We start from the raw sequence: 22,042 nt of genomic DNA on the forward strand, positions 1-22,042 counted from the left end.
TTAAAGATTGCGTGAGATGACCATGCGCTGAATATCGCTGGTGCCTTCGTAAATCTGGCAGACCCGCACATCGCGGTAGATCCGCTCCAAGGGGAAGTCGCTCAGGTAACCGTAACCGCCCAAGGTTTGCAAGGCGGCGGAGCAGACTTTCTCGGCCATTTCCGAGGCGAACAGCTTGGCCATGGACGCCTCGACCAGCGCCGGTTTGCCGCTGTCACGCAGGGCGGCGGCGTAATGCACCATTTGCCGCGCGACGGCGATTTGCGTGGCCATGTCCGCCAGGCGGAAGGCCACGGCCTGGTGTTCGATCAAGGGTTTGCCAAAACTTTCGCGCTCGCGGGCATAGTCACGCGCCGCTTCAAAGGCGGCGCGGGCCATGCCCACCGATTGCGAGGCAATGCCGACACGCCCGCCTTCGAGGTTGGCCAGGGCGATGCGGTAGCCTTCGCCCTCCTCCCCCAGACGATTGGCGAGCGGCACCTTGACGTCTTCGAACAGGATCTGGCACGTGTCCGACGCATGCTGGCCCAGCTTGTCCTCGACCCGCGCCACCGTGTAGCCCGGCGAATTCGTCGGCACGATAAACGCGCTGATGCCGCGCTTGCCCGCCGCCGGGTCGGTGACGGCAAACACAATCACGATGCCGGCGTTTTGCCCGGAGGTGATGAATTGTTTGCAGCCGTTCAACACATAGTGGTCGCCTTCGCGGCGCGCCCGGGTTTTCAGGCTGCTGGCATCGGAACCGGCCTGCGGCTCGGTCAACGCGAAGGCGCCGAGCATCGCGCCGCTGGCCAGGGGCTTGAGGAACTGCTCTTTCTGCTGATCGTTGCCGAACGTGAGGATCGGCACGCAGCCCACCGAGTTGTGTACGCTCATGATGGTCGAGCAGGCCCCGTCGCCGGCGGCGATTTCTTCCAGGGCCATGGCGTAGGCCAGGTAGCCGGTGTCGCAACCGCCCCACTGTTCCGGCACCAGCATGCCGAAGAAGCCCAGTTCGGCCATTTCGGCGATGGCCTCCTTGGGAAAGCGGTGCTCGCGGTCCCATTCGGCCGCGAACGGTTTCAGGCGTTCCTGGGCGAATTGTCGGGCCGCGTCGCTGATTTGCAGTTGTTCGTCATTGGGCAGCATGTTCAATCCTTAATACAGGCATTCGACTGCCATGGCCGTGGCTTCACCGCCGCCGATGCAAATGGCGGCGACGCCACGCTTGAGGCCTTTCTGGCGCAGGGCCGACAGCAGCGTCACCAGAATCCGCGCGCCTGAGGCGCCGATCGGGTGGCCCAGGGCACAGGCGCCGCCATGAATGTTGACCTTGTCGTGGGGGATCTCCAGCTTGCTCATGGTGATCAGGCTGACCACGGCAAAGGCTTCGTTGATTTCGAACAGGTCCACGTCGCCCAGGTTCCAGCCGGTCTTGCTCATCAACTTGCGGATCGCCCCCACCGGCGCCTCCGGAAACAGGCCCGGCTCATCGGCAAACGCCGCATGCCCACGGATCACCGCCAAGGGTTGCAGCCCGCGCTTGTGCGCCTCGGACTGACGCATCAGGAGCAAAGCCGCCGCACCGTCGGAAATCGAACTGGAGTTGGCCGCAGTCACTGTGCCCCCTTCACGGAACGCCGGCTTCAGGCTGGCGATCTTCTCCGGCTTGGCTTTGGGTGGTTGCTCATCCTGCAGGATGGTTTTTTGCTCCTTGCCCACTGTGACCTGCACCGGGACGATCTCGGCCGCGAAGCTGCCATTGCTGATCGCAGCTTGTGCGCGGCTCAGGGATGCAATGGCAAACGCATCCTGGGCCTCGCGGGTAAAGCCGTTATGTTGTGCGCAGTCTTCGGCAAAGGTGCCCATCAGGCGGCCTTTGTCGTAAGCGTCTTCCAGGCCGTCGAGGAACATATGGTCGAGCACGCGGCCGTGGCCCATGCGGTAGCCGCTGCGTGCGCGGTCCAGCAGGTACGGCGCGTTGGACATGCTTTCCATGCCGCCGGCAATCACCACATCAACGCTGCCGGCCAGCAGCGAGTCATGGGCAAGCATCGTCGCCTCCATGCCCGAGCCGCACATTTTGTTGAGGGTGGTGCAGCGGGTGGCCTTGTCCAGCCCGGCGCCAAGCGCGGCCTGGCGTGCCGGGGCCTGGCCGAGGCCGGCCGGCAGTACACAGCCGAACAGCACCTCATCCACGGCATCGCTGGCGATGCCGGCACGCTCGACGGCGGCGCGAATCGCCGCGGAGCCCAGTTGCGGCGCGGTCAGGCCTTTGAGATCGCCCTGGAACCCGCCCATGGGGGTGCGTGCGGCGCTGACAATTACGATGGGATCACTCATGACGCTTCCTCTCTTACTTGGCTGCCATGCGCAAGGCGCCGTCGAGACGGATCACCTCGCCATTGAGCATGCTGTTTTCAATGATGTGTCGAACCAACGCGGCGTATTCGCTCGGTTTGCCCAGGCGTGGCGGGAACGGCACGCCAGCGGCCAGGGAATCGCGGACTTCCGGGGTCATGCCGGCCATCATCGGGGTTTCGAAAATGCCGGGGGCGATGGTCATCACCCGAATGCCGAAGCGTGCCAATTCACGCGCGGCGGGCAGGGTCAGGCTGGCGATCGCACCTTTGGACGCAGCATACGCCGCCTGGCCGATCTGCCCGTCAAACGCCGCTACCGACGCGGTATTGATGATCACGCCGCGTTCACCGTCGGCGTCTGCCTGGGTTTCTGCGATGGCCGCAGCGGCCAGGCGCAGCAGGTTGAAGCTGCCGATCAGGTTGACGTTGATCACCTGGGCAAAGCTGGCCAGGCCATGGGGGCCGTTCTTGCCGAGGATCTTCTCGCCACGTACCACACCGGCGCAGTTCACCAGCCCGTGCAAGCCCCCAAAGGCCGCAACGGTGGCCTGCACGGCGGCTTCGGCAGCGGCTTCCTGGCTGATGTCCGCCACCGCGCTGCGGGCGTTGTCGCCCAGTTGTTTGGCCTTGGCCGCGACGGCATCGGCGTTCAGGTCCACCAGCATCACCTTGGCGCCAGCGGCGACCAGCATGTCAGCGGTGGCTGCGCCGAGGCCCGACGCGCCGCCGCTGACCAGAAAAACCTTGTTTGCAATCTGCATCGTTGTTTCCTTGAAAAGTGGATCAGGCCAACACGGCTTGCGCCTTGGCGATTTCCTGATTACGCAAAATGAAGCGCTGCAGCTTGCCGCTCGGGGTCTTGGGCAAGTCGCTGACAAATTCGATTTCCCGCGGGTAGGCATGCGCGGCCAGGCGCTGGCGTACATGCAGGCGCAATTCCTCGGCCAGCTCGGGGGTGGCGCGGAACTGTTCGTTGATCACCACGAAGGCTTTCACCAGTTCGGTGCGTTCCGCGTCGGGCTTGCCGACGACCGCCGCTTCCACCACCGCCGGGTGTTCGACCAGCGCGCTTTCCACATCGAACGGGCCGACGCGGTAGCCGGAAGTGGTGATCACATCGTCACTGCGCCCGACGAAGCTGATGCTGCCGTCCGGGTTCAGTTCGACGGTGTCGCCGCTGAGGTAGTACTTGCCGACAAACGCCTTGGTCCGCACGCCGTCATAGCCGGCGAACCAACACATCGGCGATTGCTCACGGTCGACGGCGAGAATCCCTGGCTGGCCGGCGGGCAATTCCTGGTGATCGTCGTCCAGCACCACGATGCGATGCCCCGGCGAGGCAAAACCCGCCGAACCGACATGCACCGGGTGTTCCAGGCCATGGTGGTTGCACAGCACCATGCCCAACTCGGTCTGGCCGTAATGGTCATGGATGGTCACCCCCAGGTTGTCGGCAAACCAGCGGATCACTTCCGGGTTCAGCGGCTCGCCGGCGCTGCTGACAATACGCAGCTTGCCCTTGATCGAGCGGGCGAATTGCTCGCCGCCGGCAATCAACAGGCGATACGCGGTCGGCGAGCCGGTCAGGTTGGTGATCCCGTATTTATTGATCACCCGGCAGGTGCTTTCGAGGGTGAACGGGCCATCGTAGAAAGTAATCGGGTGGCCCATGGACAACGGTCCGGTCACACCGAAATAGATGCCATAGGCCCAGCCCGGGTCGGCAACGTTCCAGAATGCGTCTTCGGGGCGCAGGTCCACCGCGTCGCGGGTGTAGCTCTGGAACGCAACAATGGCCTTGAGCGGCACCGACAGCGCTTTCGACGGGCCGGTGGTGCCCGAGGTGAACATCAGCAGGAACGGGTCGTCAGCGCCCAGCAGCACCGGCTCGCAGTGGTTGGAACAGGTGGCCAGCTCGGCCCAGAAGCTGAAATCACCGCGTACCAGGCCTTCGCCCTTGGCGCCAGTGACCGTGACGATCGTCGGGCAGCCTTCCACTTGCGCGAGCTTGGGCCGGTTCACCGCATCGGTGACCACCACGGCCGCGCCGGAACTGTTCAGGCGATGCTCAATGGCCTTGGGGCCGAAGGCGGTGAACAACGGTTGATAGACGGCGCCGATGCGCCAGGTCGCAAGGACCACCACCAGTAATTCGGCGGTGCGTGGCAACAGGCCGGCCACCTTGTCGCCGCGTTTGACGCCCTGGGCCAACAGGAAATTGGCGAAGCGTGCAGCCTGGTCTTGCAAGTCGCTGAAGGTGGATGTGGCACTGCGCCCATCCTTGCCTTCCCAGAACAGCGCAATGCGCCCTGGTAACGCATGTCGGTCGCAGCATTCCACGCAGGCATTGAGGCCTTGCAGGTTACCGGCCAAGGCGCTGTCGACGGTGTGTTGGTAATCAAACTCGGTAGTGGCAGCCAAATAGTCACGCATCGCTTCAAATCCTTCAGTATTTTTATTTTCAGGACGTTTTTTCGGACGAGAGCCGCGGAAATAGTCGCTCTAGAGCGCTGCAGCAGCAATGGTCAAAGCCACCAACATGCCTGACTGGTTTGGCCAATGCCGCTTGATCATAGACCCCGCCGATCAAGCGGTCGGCCCAAGCGATTGGACGCGCCGGCCGCCAGCTTCTAACCTGATGGCCTGCGCCACCGAAGAAGCCCCTCCCGATGATCGTTCGCCCCAAACCCAACCTGCTGGGCATTCTGTTTTCGCTCAAGGGCTCGATCGCCAAGCGCATCGCCCTGCGCAGCCTGCTGGTCACGTTGCTGGCCTCGGTCATCGTGCTGGTGGAAACCCTGCACCCGGCCTATTTCTCCAAGGTCAATGCCACGCCGTTCACCTTGCTCGGGCTGTCGCTGTCGATCTTCATGAGTTTTCGCAACAACGCTTGCTACGACCGCTGGTGGGAAGGCCGCAAGCAACTCGGGCAGATGACCATCGAAGTGCGCTCACTGATCCGTGAAACCCAGGTATTCAGCGACCCGCTGGAGCGGGCTGGCCTGCTGCGCGGCCTGTGCGGCTTTGCCCATGGATTGATCGCGCGCCTGCGCCTGGAAGATGAGGCGCGAGCGGTGAAGCCCTGGATCGACGTCGAAGCAGGCCACCCCAACCTCCCGGACCAGGTCCTGCAACAGCTCGGCGCGCGGTTTTCCGGGCTGGCCGAACGGGGCGTGATCAGTGAATGGCGCTACACCCAGCTGGAAACCCGACTGGTCAGCCTGACCCAGGTGCAGGCAGCGTGCGAGCGGATCAAAAGCACACCGCTGCCCTTCCCCTACACCCTGCTGCTGCACCGCACCATCTACCTGTTCTGCATTCTGTTGCCGTTTGCCATGGCCGAACCGCTGGGCTGGCTGACACCGGTGTTCACCGCAATCGTCAGCTACACCTTCTTTGGCCTCGACGAAATCGGCGACGACCTGGAGGACCCCTTCGGCTTCGATGAGAACGACCTGCCCTGCAACGCGATCGTGCGGACCCTGGAGCGCGAGATTCTGGCGGCCCTCGGCGAAACGGCCTTGCCGCCTGTCCTGGAGCCGGTGGAATACGTGCTGACCTGATACAGGTTTGACACTCGCCGTGGTCTGACCGAAGCTGAGAGCTTTGCCCTAGCTGCCTAAGCTCTCGGACGCCTGCATGTCAAAGTCACGCCGTTACTCCATCATCGGCCTGTGCGCCCTGTTGTTGATTGTGCTGATCACCTGGTATTTCTCCCGTTCCACCCCGGTGGCCGTGCCGCCCGCCATTGCCCATGGCTACGCGAAAGCCTTGAAACAGGCGCGCAACGGCGAACCGGGCGCCGCCCGCGTGCTGTACCAGCAACTGGCCCGGCCGGACTTGTCCGACGAGCGTCGTGTGGCCTTACACGCCGAGCTGCCCAATTACCCCAGCCCCCAGGCACTGAAGCTCGCCGACAAGGACCTGGCCGATGACTCGCCGCAGGTGCGTGAAGCGGCGATTCACAGCATCGTCGGCCTGGTGCCCACGGGCCAGCGCACGCTGCTGCTCGGGCCGTTGCTCGACGATCCGCAACAAGACGTGCGCTTTGCCGCCGCCAACGCATTGCTCGGCCTCTCGCCCGACACCCTCGGCCTGTATTTCGGGCCCTTGCAGCAGGTACTCGATGAGTTCGTGAAGAAGCTCAAGGCGCAACCTGAAACCGCCGAAGGTTGGCTCCAACTGGCGCGCCTGTACATCCACAGCGCGCTGTTGCCGGAGGCGCAGAACGCCCTGGAGCAAGCGATGCGCCTGCAGCCGGACAACCTGCAAGCCGTGGTTGCGCAAATCGAACTGCTGGATAAACAAGGCAAGACCGACGAGTCCCGCCAACTGCTGGCCCGCCAGCTCGCGGCGCACCCCGAATCCGCGTACCTGCAACACGCCCTGGGCATGTGGTTGCTGCACCATGGCGAGCGTGCTTACGCCTTGCTCGGCCTGTCCAAGGCAGTGGAACTGGAACCGAGTAATCAGGATTACCGTTACGACCTGGCCACCACCCTGCACGCCCAGGAAGAACTCGAAGCCGCCCAGCGCCAGTTGGAAGAAATCATCCAGCGCCACCCGGCCAATCGCAAGGCGCGAGTGCTGCTGGTCAGCTACTGGAAAGAAAGCGGTCAATTACAGAACGTTCAGGTGCTGCTGGCGCAGTTGGAGCAACAAAACCCGGATGATCCGGCGCTGCAACAGGGCCTGTAGGCGCGCCGCATCGCCGCCCAGGCGCTGACATTGCGCGCAAAAGACGAAAAGGTGGAACCCCGCTCATACGCCAGGGTCAAGAAGGTATAGCGCGCTCGAACGAACGCGCACCCCTTACTCGTATGTGACCTGAGGGCACTTCTTGTCTATGTCCAACGCGCTGTTATCCGAAAAGGCGGCCACCGGTATTGAAGGTCTTGATGACATTCTTTGCGGCGGTTTGTCCCGCAGCCATCTGTTTCTGCTCGAAGGCGAACCAGGGACCGGCAAAACCACCGTCGCCCTGCACTTCCTGAAGGCAGGGGCAGAAAATGGTGAACGCTCGCTCTATATCACCTTGTCCGAAACCGAACGTGAATTGCGCCAGGGCGCAAAATCCCACGGCTGGGATCTGGATGACAATATCCATATTTTCGAGCTGACCCCGCCGGAAAGCCTGCTCAATGCCGAACAACAGCAAAGCCTGTTGTACTCTTCCGACCTGGAGCTGGGCGAGGCCACGCGGCAGATCTTTGAAGTGGTGGAACGGGTCAAGCCGACCCGCGTGGTGGTCGACAGCCTCTCCGAAATCCGCCTGCTGGCGCAAAGTTCCCTGCGTTATCGACGACAGATCCTGGCGATCAAGCACTATTTCGTGCGCTACGACGCCACGGTGTTGCTGCTCGACGACCTGACCACCGAATCCCTCGACAAAACCGTACACAGCGTCGCCCACGGGGTGATTCGCCTGGAAGAACTGACGCCCAATTACGGCGCCGAACGCCGTCGCGTGCGGGTCGTGAAGTACCGCGGCCAAAAGTACCGCGGCGGCTTCCACGATTTCACCATCATGGGCGATGGCGTGCATGTGTTCCCGCGGCTGGTGGCGGCCGAGCATCGCGGCGGCTATGTGCGCGAGACCCTGAGCAGCGGCATTCGCGAACTGGATGCCTTGATGGGCGGCGGAGTCGAGACCGGCTCCAGCAGCCTGATCCTCGGCCCCGCCGGCACCGGCAAGTCGCTGATCTCGATGGTGTTTGCCGCCGCCGCCGTGGCGCGGGGCGAAAAAGCCGCGCTGTTCATCTTCGATGAGGAACTGGGCCTGCTCTTCGAGCGCATGAAAAACATGGGCATCGACCTCGCCGCGCTGCAAGCCACCGGCAACCTGCTGATCGAACAAGTCGACGCGGCCGAGTTGACCCCCGGCGAGTTCTCGCACCGCGTGCGGCGCTGCGTGGATGAGCGCGGGATCAAGACTGTGGTGATCGACAGCATCAACGGCTATCAGGCCGCCATGCCGGAAGAAAATGCGCTGATCCTGCACATGCACGAACTGCTGCTGTATCTCAACCGCCGCGGCGCCGCCACGTTCATGACCGTCGCCCAGCACGGCCTGGTCGGTGACATGCAGGCGCCCGTCGACATTACCTACCTCGCCGACACGGTCATTCTGCTGCGCTATTTCGAAGCGCTGGGCAAGGTGCGCCGCGCCATTTCAATCATCAAGAAACGCACCGGTGCCCATGAATCGACCATTCGCGAGTACCGCATCAGCAGCCAGGGCATGACTGTCGGCGAGCCGCTCGATAATTTCCAGGGCGTACTGCGCGGTATCCCCACGTACATGGGCGCCGGCTCTCCTCTGCTCAAGGATGAGGGCCAGTGACGAGCCTATCCCCCGTCTCCGAGCGCGCCATCGTACTTGCGCCGATGGGCCGCGACGGCGCGTTGGCGCTGATGATGCTCAACGAGGCCGGGTACAACGGCGTGATCGCCACGGGCCTGACGGCCTTGTGCAACGCACTGGAAGAAGGAGCCGGCCTGCTGATTATTGCTGCCGAAGCCTTGCGCGGCGTCGATCTGGAGCCGCTGCTCGAGTATTTGCACCAACAGCCTGCGTGGTCGGACTTGCCCATCGTATTGATGACCCATCACGGCGGCGCCGAGCAGAACGGTTCCTCGCACCTGAGCGGGTTATTGGGCAATGTCACCTTCCTCGAGCGGCCTTTCCATCCTGTGACGTTGATCAGCCTGGTTACGGCGGCACTGCGCGGACGACGCCGACAATACGATGCGCGCGACCGGCTGATCGACCTGAGCGAAAGCGAACTGCGCTTGCAACGCACGCTGGAGACGCTCGAGCAGCAAGTAGAAGAACGCACGGCGCAGCTGCGCAGCAATGAAGAAGCACTGCGTCAATCGCAGAAGATGGAGGCCGTCGGCCAGTTGACCGGCGGCATCGCCCATGACTTCAACAACATGCTCACCGGCATCATCGGCAGCCTGGAGTTACTGCGCAGGCGCGTCTCCCGCGGCAAGCTGGACGACCTGGACAGCCTGATCGACCTGGGCGTCACCTCCGCCAACCGGGCCGCCGGCCTTACCCACCGCCTGCTCGCGTTCTCCCGGCGGCAGTCGCTGGATTCAAAACCCGTCGAGATCAACCAACTGGTGACCTCCATGGGCGAACTGTTGCAACGCAGCATCAATGAAAGCATTGCGCTGGACATGCGCCTCAGCGACCCGCTCTGGACCGCCGAAGCCGACCCCAACCAGTTGGAAAGCGCGCTGCTCAACCTGGTGATCAACGCACGCGATGCCATGCCGAACGGCGGCAACCTCACCGTGGAAACCAGCAACCGCCATCTCGACAGCGTGTTCACCGCCGCCTACGGCACATTGCAACCCGGTGACTACGTTGAATTGAGCGTCAGCGACAGCGGCTGCGGTATCCCGGAAAGTTTAATGGGGCGCGTCTTCGATCCTTTCTTCACCACCAAACCGATCGGCCAGGGCACCGGCCTCGGCCTGTCGATGATTTACGGCTTTGCACGGCAATCCGGTGGCCATGTGACGATCCACAGCGAAGTCGGAAAAGGCACTACCGTCAGCCTGTTCCTGCCGCGTTTCGTCGGTAAAATGGTCGTGGCCGAAGCGGCGAACCCCGCGCGGCTGCCCTTTGCCAATGCCGGTGAAACAGTGTTGATCGTCGAGGACGACCCGGCGGTACGGGTGCTGGTCAGCGCGGTGCTCAAGGAACTGGGCTATGCCTTTGTCGAGGCCAGCGATGCCAACACAGCACTGCCGATCATCGAGTCCGACCAGCGCATTGACCTGATGATCAGCGATGTCGGGCTGCCGGGCATGAACGGCCGGCAACTGGCGGAAATCGGCCGGCAGATTCGGCCGGAACTCAAGGTCCTATTTATCACCGGCTATGCCGAACACGCGGCGGTGCGCGGTGGTTTTCTGGACCCTGGGATGCAGTTGATTACCAAGCCGTTCACGTTTGATCTCTTGACGGCGAAAGTCAGGGAAATGATCCGCGCAGCCGCCAGCCAAGCGGAGGCAATCGGCAACAAGGTGCAATAAAGCCACGGTTCGAAAATGGAATCGGTCAAGGGGCTTGGGTACGAAGGATTACCACTGGGACCTGGAATTTTCACCCAGTGGACCTCAATCCTGATGATAGAGCCGCCACCCATGACGATTTCCAACAGCCTTGCCCACGCTTTTCCCCCGCATTCTTCCATTGCAAGCGACACGCTGGAGCCAGTCGAGCAGGTAGCTGTAGAGCCTGACCGCGAAAGCCCCCACCTCTCTGCCCCTGGCGATTCCCCCCGGGCCAGGGGCGACAGTGCGTTGGCGCAGAACTACGGCAAGGCATTGCAGGGCTTCAGCGGCGTTCCCGCCCACGACAACGCGATCATGGTGGATATTCCGCCGAATTCAACATTTGGCCAGTGGTGGAAGTTACTAGGCAATGCCGCTCGGTCGCCGGAGTTCCTCGACTGGCGGCTCACGGTCAGAGCCCTGCCCGACTCGATCAAAATCCTGCCGCAAAGTGGTCAAGTCACCTACCGTGTAACCCCAGATGTTTCGCTCAATGCGCCCTTACAGTTGCGTGCGAGCGAGGACAAGCGCTGGTCGGCGGTGCGAGAACCGTTAATGAATATCGGAGGGGTCATCTCCGACAGGAACAGGCCGTTTCCCCTTCCGTCGTCCGAGAGCGCCAACCGTGCGCCGGCCTGGCTGGTTGGGCAGTTCTACAAAGAGCCGACGCGAATCGCCCCTTCCGAACTCCAGCAACGCGCCGCCGAGCTGGAGCGCGATAAAACCTTTGCCCCACTTGACCCCGCTGTATTCCCTGGGCTCCAGGAAACGCGCAGCGAGGACGCACTCGAGCAGCAGCAGACGCTGCTGGGGAACATCAACAACCGGCACCAAGCGACTGTGTTGTTGAAGCATCTGGGGACAGTGCTTGCCTCAGGCAGCCTTCAGCTGTCGCAGGTCCCCGCGTATCTGCGTGAAACCACCTTCGAATTGAACCCCCACTCCTCATACGAACGGGATCGAGGTGTGCAGCAAGGAGGCGTGGCTAACCTGGCTGATTTTCTTGAATACCACGGCTTTGAAAAACCCGGCACCGCACAGGAAGTGGAGAACCTCAGGCGATTCCTCCTCACCTCCACACCGCGAAGCCCCGTCCATGGTAACTACGGCGGTGCCCTGTCCTGGCCGCAGCCGATTGACACGGACACCCAGCGCCAACTGTTGGCGTTCTTGCAGCACGGCAATGTGGGCGACCTGAACCTGGGGAGCAACCGCAATGTGTTGGAAGCGTTGATGCAAGGTGTAGCAGTCGAAGCCTACGAGCTTCGCAACCCACGGCAACTGCTCGACCGCATCATCCAGTCGCCCAAGGGCCAGGCGCTGGGGGCGGCCATCCAGGCCAAATTCAACACACTGTCGGTCAAAGGCAGCGTCAATGACTGGTTAATGGCGGCCTTGAACCTGAATTACACCGATGCATTCACCCAGGCAACCTTGCCCCAGAAGCACATTTCAGGCTTTGACCTGGCCGGCCAGCAGCTTAAAGGCAAACCTTTATCAGAGACGGCCCAGCGTGTGGCCGACCATTTGTACTACGTCACGAAAGAGGCTTCGTCACCGGAAAAAGCCAATATCCAGGCCAACCTGAAACTGGCCTCCAAGGCGCCAGAGTTGCTGGTCAAGGATATCCCGGCCACGGTCACTCACGGCTCCCCCGCCCACGTCAGCTTCAGTACCGCGGTGGCGCGCATAGAAGCCGAGACGCCGGGCCGGGCATCCACCATGAGTTACGGCGAGGTCATGTTGTACGCGGATATCGCCCCGGTGTCCCAGGCTCAGCGTCAGATCGAATATGTCGCCCAGCATGACGCGCTCAAGGAATGGGGCCTGACCAACAGCATCGTCACGAGTGTGACGTCGCCCGCAGATATGCAAACCATCGCCGACGCCTTTAACCAGCAGGTCGGCGAACTGCGAACAGCTTCCGAAGCACAGCGCACGCCCGCGCCGGCGTCTCGCAAGGAGATGGCCCTGGCCGAACTGCGCGAAGTTTTGGGCGATGACGCGCGCCTGGAACTGAAGTGCATCGTACTGGACACTTACGATAAAGATCGACCCGGGCCCTATTCGATATTGGACTTGTACATGGAGAACATGCTGCACAACCCGCCCAATGTGCCCTACCACCCGGCCCGGCACAACAACGCGTCACACCCCAATCAATGGGTGATCGAGCCTTACACACCACCGCGCAGGGGCCCCGGACGCTCTGCTGCCAACACGCCCAACTTCACCCTCGAGGAGGTCTTGAGCAAGACGCAAAACCTGAAAAATATCAGCAGGGAATTCGTCAGTGAGTTCCAACAGTTTGGTCGCGCCCTCGACAGCAGCGTCGCCACGCAGGTCAAGCACCTGATCGCCCAGTTGCCGCTGGAGGACCGGCAGAATATCGAATACGGAAGCCTTTCGATCTTCAAGGAGTTCAAGGGCGAACATCAGCTCAGCGGTATCGTCCGGGTCCCGGCTGCCGACGGCAACCCTGTGCTATTGAAAGTGATGCGCGACGGGATTGCCCATACCTATGAACTGAATGTCCAGAAGAACACGCTCACCAAACGCGGGGACCTCGGCGATTTCCAGCCCGGTTATCAGCCTGGGGCTCATATAGAAGACGGAAAACCGCGCGATAACAACACGCCGTATACCGACATGGTCCCCGTCACACTGTCCATTCCCGATGAAGGTTCCCCGCTGGTACGGCAACAGCTGCTACAAGAAAACACCGACACCGCCGGGCCGTTGAACAGTTTCGCCAGCCCCCGGAGCGCGGCCATCGGTGCCACGGTGGCCAAGGTCAGCAGCGTATGGGGCGCGCTGGAGGCCGAGGCTCGAGGGGTGACGACGGTTGAGTCCGAGGTACCCTTTTACAAAAAGTTAAATGAGTTGCTTCTTAACCTGATCCCATTACGGTCAGCCATCAAGCATTTTACGGAGGGCAACCTCGGCGAAGGGATCATCGACTTATCACTCGACCTGTTTGGCATCATGACCGTTGGAGCCTCCACCGCAGGGAAACTGGCTAAAGTTGCAACGAAAACCCTGTCTGCCGGTAGCAAGGCCTTGCATATAGGAAAGACCCTGGGGTTGAGCGCGATCAGCCTGGTTAATCCGTTGGACGGCGCGGCGGATTTACTGCGCGCTACCGGTCGCGGCGTGGCAAGCGTCGGTAAACGCGTCATCACCGACACGATTCAAGACATCCGGCACCTACGCGGTACCCACACTGGCTACGACCTGGTCGCCGCGAGCAAACAATACGACGCAGCAGCGATGGGTACCTTCAAGACGTCCGGCGAGACCTTGCAAGGTGCCGCGGTTCTTCAGGACGGTAAATGGTATGCCTTTGATACGACGACCCGACGCCTGTTTGGCAAAGCACTGGACGATTTCCAGCCGTCAATACGAGGCGGTACTCAGGAGCTTCATGCGTGGCAAAACACGCAGCGCGCGCTCTCGCCGGAGTCGATTCAAATTCGAAAAGACTGGGGAAAGCTACTGGACCGTTACCAGGGCGATGGGGTGACGCCCAGCGCTGCGTTTAAGAGTGGCTATGAGGACGGCGCGCCGGAACTGATTAAAGGCTATGCCAAGGGCATGAAATCAGAAGACGTGATGAAGCTGGCGCTACGCCCGGACAAAACAGCAAAAGAGGTGGGCACCTTGGTCCGCCAGCAGGAAAGGCTGGCTGTCCAGCACGGGCTCAACGGCACACAGCATTTCAACGCCCACGTAAATGCCGTCGGAGGAACGTTCACCCCCGTACCTCAGACCATCTACCTTAGCCAGGTCAACCACCTTTCCGATGGGCAGTGCGCCGCTCTCTCGCGTACGTTCGCATCGGCCAAGGCGCAAGGAAAAGAACGCGTATTTATTGACAACCTGTACGTTGCCGCCGCCAATCCGCGGGCTGAGGGGTCGCGAGTATTTGCTCGCACATTAGACGATGTGCAAAAAAGCATCAGTACACCGTTCATGTTTCACGCCGGTAACCCACAGCGCCAGGTAACGTATCAGGACATGATTACGGAACTGGCCAATGCGCCTGGGGGCAAGACCGTGATGATCGACTCTCCCGGCCATGCGATGGTGGCCGGGTCCGTGCCGGATGGCGACGGTAAGAAGTTCTTTTTTTACGACCCGAATGTTGGAGTGGCCGAGTTTTCAAGCGAGGCCATGATGAGGCGTGGTCTCGAAAAAATATTCAATGACAAGAAGCTGCCGGTCCAATACAAAACTTATAGCAATGACCCCAAAAAACTTGAATTCAAGATCAGCGACCATCACGAGTCGTGGATAAGCACCGCGAGTCTTCATGACAGACCGGTCAAACGGCTTTATGAAGAATCCATCCCGACGACGGTTACTCACCTGAAGCCCCCCGCCCCGACCCACCACATCGCTATGTCGGATTACAAGGACGTCACCGTCACTGACCCGACCGCAATCATCAGCACCAGTGGCATCAGTGATTGTACGGCCCTGGCGGTGCTTACCGACTTGAAAGAAGGTGTCTACCAGAAACGAACATTAATGCACTTCCAAGGCGGCGTGCCGACGACAGAACAACAGCGCGTGCTGAAACAACTGGAGGGATCGTTAGACCAGACAAGCAAAGTGATTTATGTGGGCGGCGATTATGTCCGGACCATTCCGGGATTAGGCATCGCTCTGAAACAAGGTGACGCCGGTGAACAAGTGCTGTTCAACATCGCAAACAAATACCCGGCGTCCACTACGATCGCAACGGCCAACCGTATTGACATAAAACCCGATGGATCGTTTGAGCTCTTCGAGGGAACCAACCCCGCACGGGTACTTGATTCACATGCAAAGGACGAGGTGCTTGCCTGGTAATCCTGACCGGCCAGGGGCATCAGCGGTTGTTGGACTGACACATGCAGGTGTCACGCCAACAACCGCAGGATATGTTCTTGCAGCGTATCCAGGTCGAACGGCTTGGCCAGGATCGGCGCCTTGCGTGTGATCGGGCTGTCGCAGTCACGAATTTCCTGCGGGTAGCCACTGATAAAAATCACCTTCAGCTCCGGGCGCAACTTCACCGCCGGCTCGGCGATCTGCACGCCGGTGACGCCGCCAGGCAGGCGATAGTCCGTCACCATGAGGTCCAGGTGCGGTTTACTGGCGAGGATTTCAAAAGCCTGCTCCCCATTGATCGCCTTCAATACCCGATAGCCCAGGCCTTTGAGGTATTCATCCAGGACAAACATAATCGATTCGTCGTCCTCGACGATCAGAACGACATCTTGTGCATCTTCACTCATGGGAAGCCTTTGTCCGGTCAATTGCTGCACTTACGACCATGCAGTCACGCAGAGGTTGCGTCGAAGTGACGATTGTTTTCACGCCGACGCGTCCAGGGGCAGGCACACCCGGAACAGGGCGCCCTCGCCTATCTGGCTCTCCACCTCAATGGTACCGCCATGGGCCGCGACGATCTGTTCGGAAATAAACAGCCCGAGGCCCAGACCGGCGGCCACATGGCTGGCGGACACGCGCTCGAACTGCTGGAAAATGCGCTTCTGATTGTCGGCGCTGATGCCGATCCCGTGGTCCCGCACCTCCAGCCGTGCTTCGCCGTGTTCGCTGTACACCCGCACGCCCACCGGGCTCTTGGCCCCATAGCGCAAGGCGTTGGTCAGCAGGTTGGACACCACTTGCTCGATGCGGAATTCATCCCAGCTGCCCTCCACCGGACCTTCCGCCTCCAGTTGCATGGACGACTCGGCGGCGGCCACTTGCGGCGCGAAGTTTTCCAGCAGGTTGCGCACCAGTTGCGTGAGGTCGAAGCGCGCCGGACGAATCGACAGTTTGCCGGTGCGGATGCGCGACACGTCGAGCATGTCTTCGATCAGCCGGATCAGGCTCTGGATCTGCCGCTCATCGCGGTCGACCATGGCGCGCATCTTCTCCAGGGTGAACGCGGCGGCGTTGTCCCGGGCCAGGTGCATCTTGCGCAGTTGGGTTTCGAGAATCAGCCCGTTGAGTGGCGTGCGGACTTCGTGGGCGACGATCGACATGAAGTCATCGCGCATGCGTACCGCCTGCTCCAACTCTGCCTGAGTGGCCTGCAGGCGTGTCAGCAGCAACTCCTGTTCGCGGCGGCTGCGCTCCAGCGCTTCCACCTGCTGCTTCATCGCCTTGCTCTGGCGGTACAGGTCGACGAACACATTGACCTTGCTCTTCACCGCATGGATATCCAGCGGCTTGTGCAGGAAGTCCACGGCCCCGCTTTCATAACCCTTGAAGGCATAGTTGAGTTCGCGGCCGGCGGCGCTGACGAATACGATCGGGATGTTCTTGGTCTTTTCGGTGCCGCGCATCAGCTCGGCCAACTCGAAACCGTTCATGCCAGGCATCTGCACATCGAGGATCGCCATGGCGAACTCGTGCTCCAGCAACAGGGACAAGGCCTCGTCGGCGCTCAAGGCCTTGAAGACCTGGCGGTCCTCGCGCTTGATCAGCGCTTCGAGGGCCAGCAGGTTTTCCGGCAGATCATCGACGATCAGCAGTTTGGCCTGGATAGTACTTAACATGGGGAAGATTCCAGGGAAGCCAGCAATGAGGCAATGCGGCTCAAGGTCAGAATATGGTCAGGCGTGTGCAGGGCCAGCGCCGCCCGCGGCATCACGGCAATCCGTGCTTCGTCGGGGTCCTGTACGACAGTGATACCGCCCGATTGCTTGACGTGGGCCAGCCCTTGGGCGCCGTCCTGGTTCGCACCGGTCAGCAGTATGGCCAGCAGGCGCTTGCCGTAGACATCGCCGGCCGAGGCGAACAGGTAATCGATGGCGGGCCGGGAATGATGTACCCGGTCTTCCTGGCTCAAAGACAGGCTGCGGTCATGCTCCACCGACAAATGATAGCCGGGGCTGGCGAAGTACAAGGTGCCCGGTTGGATCACTTCCTTGTCCTGCCCTTCGCGTACCGGAATCTGCAAACGTCGCGCAAACACTTCCGCCAACTGGCTACGGCGCTCGTCCGGCAGGTGCAGCACGGCAATGATCGGCAGCCCGAAGGCCTGCGGCAGATCGCCAAAAATACTCAGCAACGCCTCAACGCCGCCGGCGGACGCGCCGACGACGATGGCTTCTATCCCACACATGGGGTTGGCGGCAGCGTCGTTCATGATTTCCGGTAGATCCGTTCCTGTTTGACCAAGGGCTCGAAATGCTTGTTGTAGGCGGAAAAATCCAGGGTTTCCTTGCTGCCCAGCACCAGGAAGCCACGATGACACAGCGACTCATGGAACAATCCAAACGCCCGATCCTGCAATTTTTTATTGAAGTAAATCAGTACATTACGACATGAAATTAATTGAGTTTCTGAGAAAACACTGTCGGTTGCCAAGCTGTGGTCGGCGAACGTGACATTCTCGCGCAACGTCTTGTCGAAGATCGCATGATCGTAAGCCGCCGTGTAGTAATCGGCAAAGGAACGCTGCCCACCGGCCTGCTGGTAGTTGGCGGTATAGGCACGCACATTCTCCAGGGAAAAAATCCCCTGCTTGGCCTTATCCAGCGATGCCGGGTTGATGTCGGTGGCGTAGATGATGGTGCGTTCCAACAGCCCTTCCTCGCGCAGCAGGATCGCCATGGAGTACACCTCCTCCCCGGTGCTGCAACCGGCGATCCAGATCTTGATCGACGGATAAGTCTTGAGCAGCGGCACCACTTCCTGACGGATCGCGAGGAAGTGCGACGGGTCGCGAAACATCTCGCTGACCGGAATCGTCAAAAACTGCAGCAATTGCATGAACGCTGCCGGATCGTGCAGGACGCGCTCCTGCAACGCCGAAATCGTCGCGCATTCAAACTGGCGCAAGGCGTGGGCCACACGGCGTTTGACCGACGCACCGGAGTAGTCGCGAAAGTCATAGCTGTACTTGAGGTAGATCGCCTCAATCAGCAGGCGCAGCTCAATATCACTGCTTTTTTCCAAAAAACTGCGTTCCACTTAAATACGTTCCATCTTCGGTAACCAGACGCGAATCAGCGAGAACAGGCGATCCAGGTCAATCGGCTTGGCCAGGTAATCGTTGGAGCCGGCCGCCAGGCAACGCTCCTGATCGTCCTTCATGGCCTTGGCCGTCACGGCGATGATCGGCAGCTTCTTCCAGCGCGGGTCCTGGCGGATCAGGGCGGTGGCCTCGTAACCGTCCATTTCCGGCATCATCACGTCCATCAGCACCAGGTCGATATCATCGACTTCATTGAGCCTGGCGATGGCTTCATGGCCGTTACGCCCGATCACCACCACGGCGCCTTTGTGCTCCAGGGCGCTGGTCAGGGCGAAGATGTTGCGCACATCGTCGTCCACCAACAGGATCTTGCGCCCTTCGAAGACCTTGTCGCGGCTGCGCGCGGTCTTGAGCATCTTCTGGCGTTCATGGGACAGCTGCGATTCGACTTTGTGCAAAAAGAGTGTGACTTCGTCGAGCAGGCGCTCCGGCGAACGGGCGCCCTTGATGATGATCGAGCGCGAATACTTGCGCAGCTCGGCCTCTTCGTCGCGGGTCAGGTTGCGCCCGGTGTAGACGATCACTGGCGGGAACGAGCAGATATCCTCGGTGGCCATGCGCTTGAGCAGCTCGTTGCCGAGCATGTCGGGCAACTTGAGGTCGATGATCATGCAGTCGTAGATGTTCGTGCGCAGCAGGTCGAGGGCCTCCTGGGCAAAGCCGACAGCGGTGATCTCGATGTCATCGTCGCCGATCAGGCGGGCAATGCTCTCGCGCTGCAGGTCATCGTCTTCCACCAGTAGCACGCGCTTGACCTTCTGGGTCAGCTTGGCTTCCAGGCGCGTGAATATATCCTTGAGCTCTTCGCGGGTGGTGGGTTTCACCGCGTAACCGATGGCGCCCATGTGCATGGCGGCTTCGACGCGGTCTTCCACGGAGATCACATGCACCGGGATGTGGCGGGTATTGGCGTGTTCCTTGAGGCGTTGCAGCACCGTCAGCCCGGAATGGTCCGGCAGGCGCATGTCGAGCAGGATCGCGTCGGGGATGTACTCCTCGGCCAGGCTGTAACCCTCATCCGCGCCATGGGCTACCAGGCAGTGGTAGCCCAACTCATGGGCGAGGTCGAACAGGATGCGCGCGAAGTTCGGTTCGTCTTCCACCACCAGGATGCAGCGCGTGGCGAACGGCGCTTTCTCGCGGTCGTCGGCAAAGCGCGGGATCTGTGTGGCATCGGCCACCGGCAGCGGCGAGACCGCGATGGGCTTGGGCGCCGGGGCGGCAATCACCTGGCGCGGTTGCTCGATAGGCGCAGCGTCTTCCTCGCGTTCGACGTACTGCTCCGGGATGACCAGGGTGAACGTGCTGCCCTGGCCGGGTTCGCTGGTGACGCTGATATAGCCGCCGAGCAACGCGGCCAGGTCGCGGGAAATCGACAACCCCAGGCCGGTGCCGCCATACCGGCGATTGGTGGTGCCATCGGCCTGACGGAAGGCTTCGAAGATGCTCTCCTGCTGGTCCGGGGCGATGCCTATCCCAGAATCGCGCACGGTAAAGGCGACACCCTCCCCCGGCGCGCGGGACACCGACAGGCTGACCTGGCCCTGCTCGGTGAACTTGACCGCGTTGGACAGCAGGTTCTTGAGAATCTGCTCCAGGCGCTGGCGATCGGTAAAGAGCATGGTCGGCGTACCTTCCTGCACCTGCACCTGGAACCCCAGCTTGCGATCGGCCGCCAGCGGCTCGAACATCCCGCGCAGGCCATCGACCAGGCGCGCCACGCTGGAGTTTTCCGGGCGCATTTCCAGCTTGCCGGCTTCGACCTTGGAGATATCGAGGATGTCGTTGATCAGGTTGAGCAGGTCATTGCCGGCGGAATAGATCGACTCGGCAAACTTGACTTGCTCGGCGCTGAGGTTTTCCTGAGGGTTCTCCGCCAGCAACTTGGCCAGGATCAGCGAGCTGTTCAGCGGCGTGCGCAGTTCGTGGGACATGTTGGCGAGGAATTCTGATTTGTACTTGCTCGAGCGTTGCAACTCGTCGGCGCGGTCTTCCAGCTCAAGCTGGGCCTGGTTGAGCTCGACGTTCTTGCGGTCCATGGCATCGCGCTGCTCGGCCAGGGTAAGCGTCTGCTCAGCCAATTGCTCGTTGGTCTGCTCGAGTTCCGCCTGTTGCGTTTCCAGGTGGGCCTGGGACTCCTTGAGGATGCGCGATTGCTCTTCCAACTCTTCGTTGGCGGTCTTGAGCTCTTCCTGCTGCACTTGCAGCTCTTCGTTGAGCTGCTGGGTCTCGGCCAGCACTTCCTGCAAGCGCTGGCGATAGCGGGCGGCTTCGATGGAGGTACCGATATTGCCGGCGATGAGTTCCAGCAGTTCGATGTCGCGCTCCTGCAGCGGGCGCAGGAAACCCAGTTCGATCACGCCGTTGATCCGGTCGTCATCGCTGGTCGGCACCACCAGCACGCTGCGGGTCGTGCCCTCGCCCAGGCCGGAACTCACTTTGAAGTAATCCACCGGCACGTCGTCCAGGCGAATCAGGCGACCGAGCTGGGCGGCCTGCCCTACGATGCCTTCGTCGCTGTAGATCGCCTGCTCCTGCTGCTCCTGCTCGCGGGAGAAACCATAGGTGGCCACGCGCTTGAGGCCGCCGTGCTCTTCGCGCACATACAGCGCCGCCACCACCGAGCCCATGTACTGGGCAAAGAACTGCAGGATATTGCGTCCCAACATGTTCAGGGTCAGTTGACCGAGCACCTGTTCGGCCAGTTCGGTCTGGCCATTACGCAGCCAAGCTTGTTGCTCCAGACGCAATGCGATCTTCTGTTGCGACGCGAAGTTCGCACTGTAACTATCTGAAAGTGATAGTAAATTTTTACGACCAATGTAAGCCAGAAAGCCGCTCAGCCCCAGCACGAACACCAAGTACAGGGCGACGCTGATGAGGGTGGTACGGGTGACTTCCGCGTTGCGGGTAATCCGGAACTGTTGCTCCATCGCCACCGCGTCGTCGTACTCATTGCGAATCTCATCGGTCAGGCGTTTACCCCGGCCGGCTTTCACCGCGCTGCGGTAGTCGCCGTTCTCGCGCTGCATATCAATCATCGACTGGGCGTACTTGTTCCACTCCAGTTGCAGGCTTTCCAGGCGCTTGAGGCGATCTACCTGCTGCGGGTTGTCCGCCACCAGCTCCTGCAAATTGTGTAAGTCGGCAATGATCCGCGGCTTGGCCACTTCATAGGGGTCGAGGAAATGCTCGTCGCCGGTGATCAGGAAACCGCGCATGCCGGTTTCCAGGTCAACCGTCAGCTTGGACGTTTCGTTGAGGTTATTGATGACCCGGTCGGTGTGCTCTACCCACTGGATCACCGACAACAAATAAGTGATCAGGCACACAAAAAACACCGCACTGAGCACACCCACACCGAGGGGCAGTGCGACGTTGCGGCTCAACAGTGTACGAAAGCTCTTTTCATCGACGGTCGACGCGGGAGTCATGGGCATGCCTTTGCCAAATGCGGAAAAACCGGGAGTTTGCCCCAAAGTTGCGGTTGAACGCTATTTTTCTGCCATGAACCGCTGCAACCCGAAACGGCGCAATCGGGCAACGGCACCCTGAACGCCGCCCATATCCCGTCACAGTTTCAGTTGCTCAC

General features: G+C 61.0%; 14 protein-coding genes. 5 read left to right on the forward strand and 9 right to left on the reverse strand.

Going from position 1 to position 22,042, the window contains the following annotated elements; translation table 11 throughout:
* From JN756_RS16050 to JN756_RS16065, 4 genes are read right to left on the reverse strand one after another with little or no spacing between them, the layout of a single operon-like run.
* Complete coding sequence (locus JN756_RS16050) at nt 1-1,128, reverse strand: acyl-CoA dehydrogenase (RefSeq protein WP_201021064.1); 1,128 nt, start codon at nt 1,126-1,128, stop codon at nt 1-3.
* A gap of 9 nt (nt 1,129-1,137) precedes the next feature.
* Nucleotides 1,138-2,322 carry an acetyl-CoA C-acyltransferase gene (locus JN756_RS16055; RefSeq protein WP_201021065.1) on the reverse strand — a complete coding sequence of 395 codons (1,185 nt, stop codon included), beginning with the start codon at nt 2,320-2,322 and terminating at the stop codon, nt 1,138-1,140.
* 13 nt (nt 2,323-2,335) lie between these two features.
* Entirely contained in the window at nt 2,336-3,103 is a 768-nt protein-coding gene (locus JN756_RS16060) for an SDR family NAD(P)-dependent oxidoreductase (RefSeq protein ID WP_017846263.1), read from the reverse strand.
* Between the two features lie 22 nt (nt 3,104-3,125).
* A complete protein-coding gene (locus JN756_RS16065; RefSeq protein ID WP_108524170.1) occupies nt 3,126-4,775 on the reverse strand; it encodes an AMP-binding protein in 1,650 nt (549 codons plus the stop codon).
* Between the two features lie 236 nt (nt 4,776-5,011).
* On the opposite strand from JN756_RS16065, the gene JN756_RS16070 reads away from it, so the two are divergent.
* The 5 genes from JN756_RS16070 (at nt 5,012) to JN756_RS16090 (ending at nt 15,266) form a co-directional block, all read left to right on the forward strand.
* Nucleotides 5,012-5,905 (forward strand): bestrophin family protein, encoded by an 894-nt coding sequence (locus JN756_RS16070; protein WP_201021066.1) that lies wholly within the window; start codon nt 5,012-5,014, stop codon nt 5,903-5,905.
* Between the two features lie 76 nt (nt 5,906-5,981).
* Entirely contained in the window at nt 5,982-7,040 is a 1,059-nt protein-coding gene (locus tag JN756_RS16075) for a tetratricopeptide repeat protein (protein WP_017846266.1), read from the forward strand.
* Between the two features lie 142 nt (nt 7,041-7,182).
* Nucleotides 7,183-8,685 (forward strand): ATPase domain-containing protein, encoded by a 1,503-nt coding sequence (locus JN756_RS16080; protein WP_046383506.1) that lies wholly within the window; start codon nt 7,183-7,185, stop codon nt 8,683-8,685.
* The gene (locus JN756_RS16085; RefSeq protein ID WP_046383507.1) at nt 8,682-10,391 is read left to right on the forward strand and encodes an ATP-binding protein; all 1,710 of its coding nucleotides are present in this window, start codon (nt 8,682-8,684) and stop codon (nt 10,389-10,391) included. The genes JN756_RS16080 and JN756_RS16085 overlap by 4 nt, the downstream gene beginning before the upstream one ends.
* Nucleotides 10,392-10,502: 111 nt before the next feature.
* Nucleotides 10,503-15,266: an Mcf1 protease effector domain-containing protein gene (locus JN756_RS16090; RefSeq protein ID WP_201021067.1), complete on the forward strand. Its 4,764-nt coding sequence runs from the start codon at nt 10,503-10,505 to the stop codon at nt 15,264-15,266.
* Between the two features lie 50 nt (nt 15,267-15,316).
* On the opposite strand, the gene JN756_RS16095 is transcribed toward JN756_RS16090, so the two are convergent.
* From JN756_RS16095 to JN756_RS16115, 5 genes are all read right to left on the reverse strand, one after another.
* Entirely contained in the window at nt 15,317-15,694 is a 378-nt protein-coding gene (locus tag JN756_RS16095) for a response regulator (protein ID WP_017846270.1), read from the reverse strand.
* A 78-nt stretch (nt 15,695-15,772) separates the two neighbouring features.
* Nucleotides 15,773-16,966, reverse strand: a complete 1,194-nt coding sequence (locus JN756_RS16100; protein ID WP_046383509.1) for a hybrid sensor histidine kinase/response regulator — start codon at nt 16,964-16,966, stop codon at nt 15,773-15,775.
* Complete coding sequence (locus JN756_RS16105) at nt 16,960-17,559, reverse strand: chemotaxis protein CheB (RefSeq protein ID WP_017846272.1); 600 nt, start codon at nt 17,557-17,559, stop codon at nt 16,960-16,962. The genes JN756_RS16100 and JN756_RS16105 overlap by 7 nt, the downstream gene beginning before the upstream one ends.
* The gene (locus JN756_RS16110) at nt 17,556-18,386 is read right to left on the reverse strand and encodes a CheR family methyltransferase (protein WP_017846273.1); all 831 of its coding nucleotides are present in this window, start codon (nt 18,384-18,386) and stop codon (nt 17,556-17,558) included. Before JN756_RS16110 ends, JN756_RS16105 begins: the two co-directional genes overlap by 4 nt.
* Complete coding sequence (locus JN756_RS16115; protein ID WP_126588405.1) at nt 18,387-21,884, reverse strand: response regulator; 3,498 nt, start codon at nt 21,882-21,884, stop codon at nt 18,387-18,389. It abuts the gene before it with no gap.
* Nucleotides 21,885-22,042 lie beyond the last annotated feature (158 nt).

The sequence above is a fragment of the Pseudomonas sp. Y39-6 genome (genome assembly GCF_023651955.1).
Taxonomy (GTDB): domain Bacteria; phylum Pseudomonadota; class Gammaproteobacteria; order Pseudomonadales; family Pseudomonadaceae; genus Aquipseudomonas; species Aquipseudomonas veronii.

Excerpts from the sequence above, each read along its gene's own strand:
- JN756_RS16090 (WP_201021067.1), top strand. The coding sequence starts at position 10,503 with ATGACGATTTCCAACAGCCTTGCCCACGCTTTTCCCCCGCATTCTTCC.
- JN756_RS16075 (WP_017846266.1), top strand. The coding sequence starts at position 5,982 with ATGTCAAAGTCACGCCGTTACTCCATCATCGGCCTGTGCGCCCTGTTG.
- JN756_RS16060 (WP_017846263.1), bottom strand. The coding sequence starts at position 3,103 with ATGCAGATTGCAAACAAGGTTTTTCTGGTCAGCGGCGGCGCGTCGGGC.
- JN756_RS16105 (WP_017846272.1), bottom strand. The coding sequence starts at position 17,559 with ATGAACGACGCTGCCGCCAACCCCATGTGTGGGATAGAAGCCATCGTC.
- JN756_RS16100 (WP_046383509.1), bottom strand. The coding sequence starts at position 16,966 with ATGTTAAGTACTATCCAGGCCAAACTGCTGATCGTCGATGATCTGCCG.
- JN756_RS16050 (WP_201021064.1), bottom strand. The coding sequence starts at position 1,128 with ATGCTGCCCAATGACGAACAACTGCAAATCAGCGACGCGGCCCGACAA.
- JN756_RS16065 (WP_108524170.1), bottom strand. The coding sequence starts at position 4,775 with ATGCGTGACTATTTGGCTGCCACTACCGAGTTTGATTACCAACACACC.
- JN756_RS16095 (WP_017846270.1), bottom strand. The coding sequence starts at position 15,694 with ATGAGTGAAGATGCACAAGATGTCGTTCTGATCGTCGAGGACGACGAA.
- JN756_RS16070 (WP_201021066.1), top strand. The coding sequence starts at position 5,012 with ATGATCGTTCGCCCCAAACCCAACCTGCTGGGCATTCTGTTTTCGCTC.
- JN756_RS16055 (WP_201021065.1), bottom strand. The coding sequence starts at position 2,322 with ATGAGTGATCCCATCGTAATTGTCAGCGCCGCACGCACCCCCATGGGC.
- JN756_RS16115 (WP_126588405.1), bottom strand. The coding sequence starts at position 21,884 with ATGACTCCCGCGTCGACCGTCGATGAAAAGAGCTTTCGTACACTGTTG.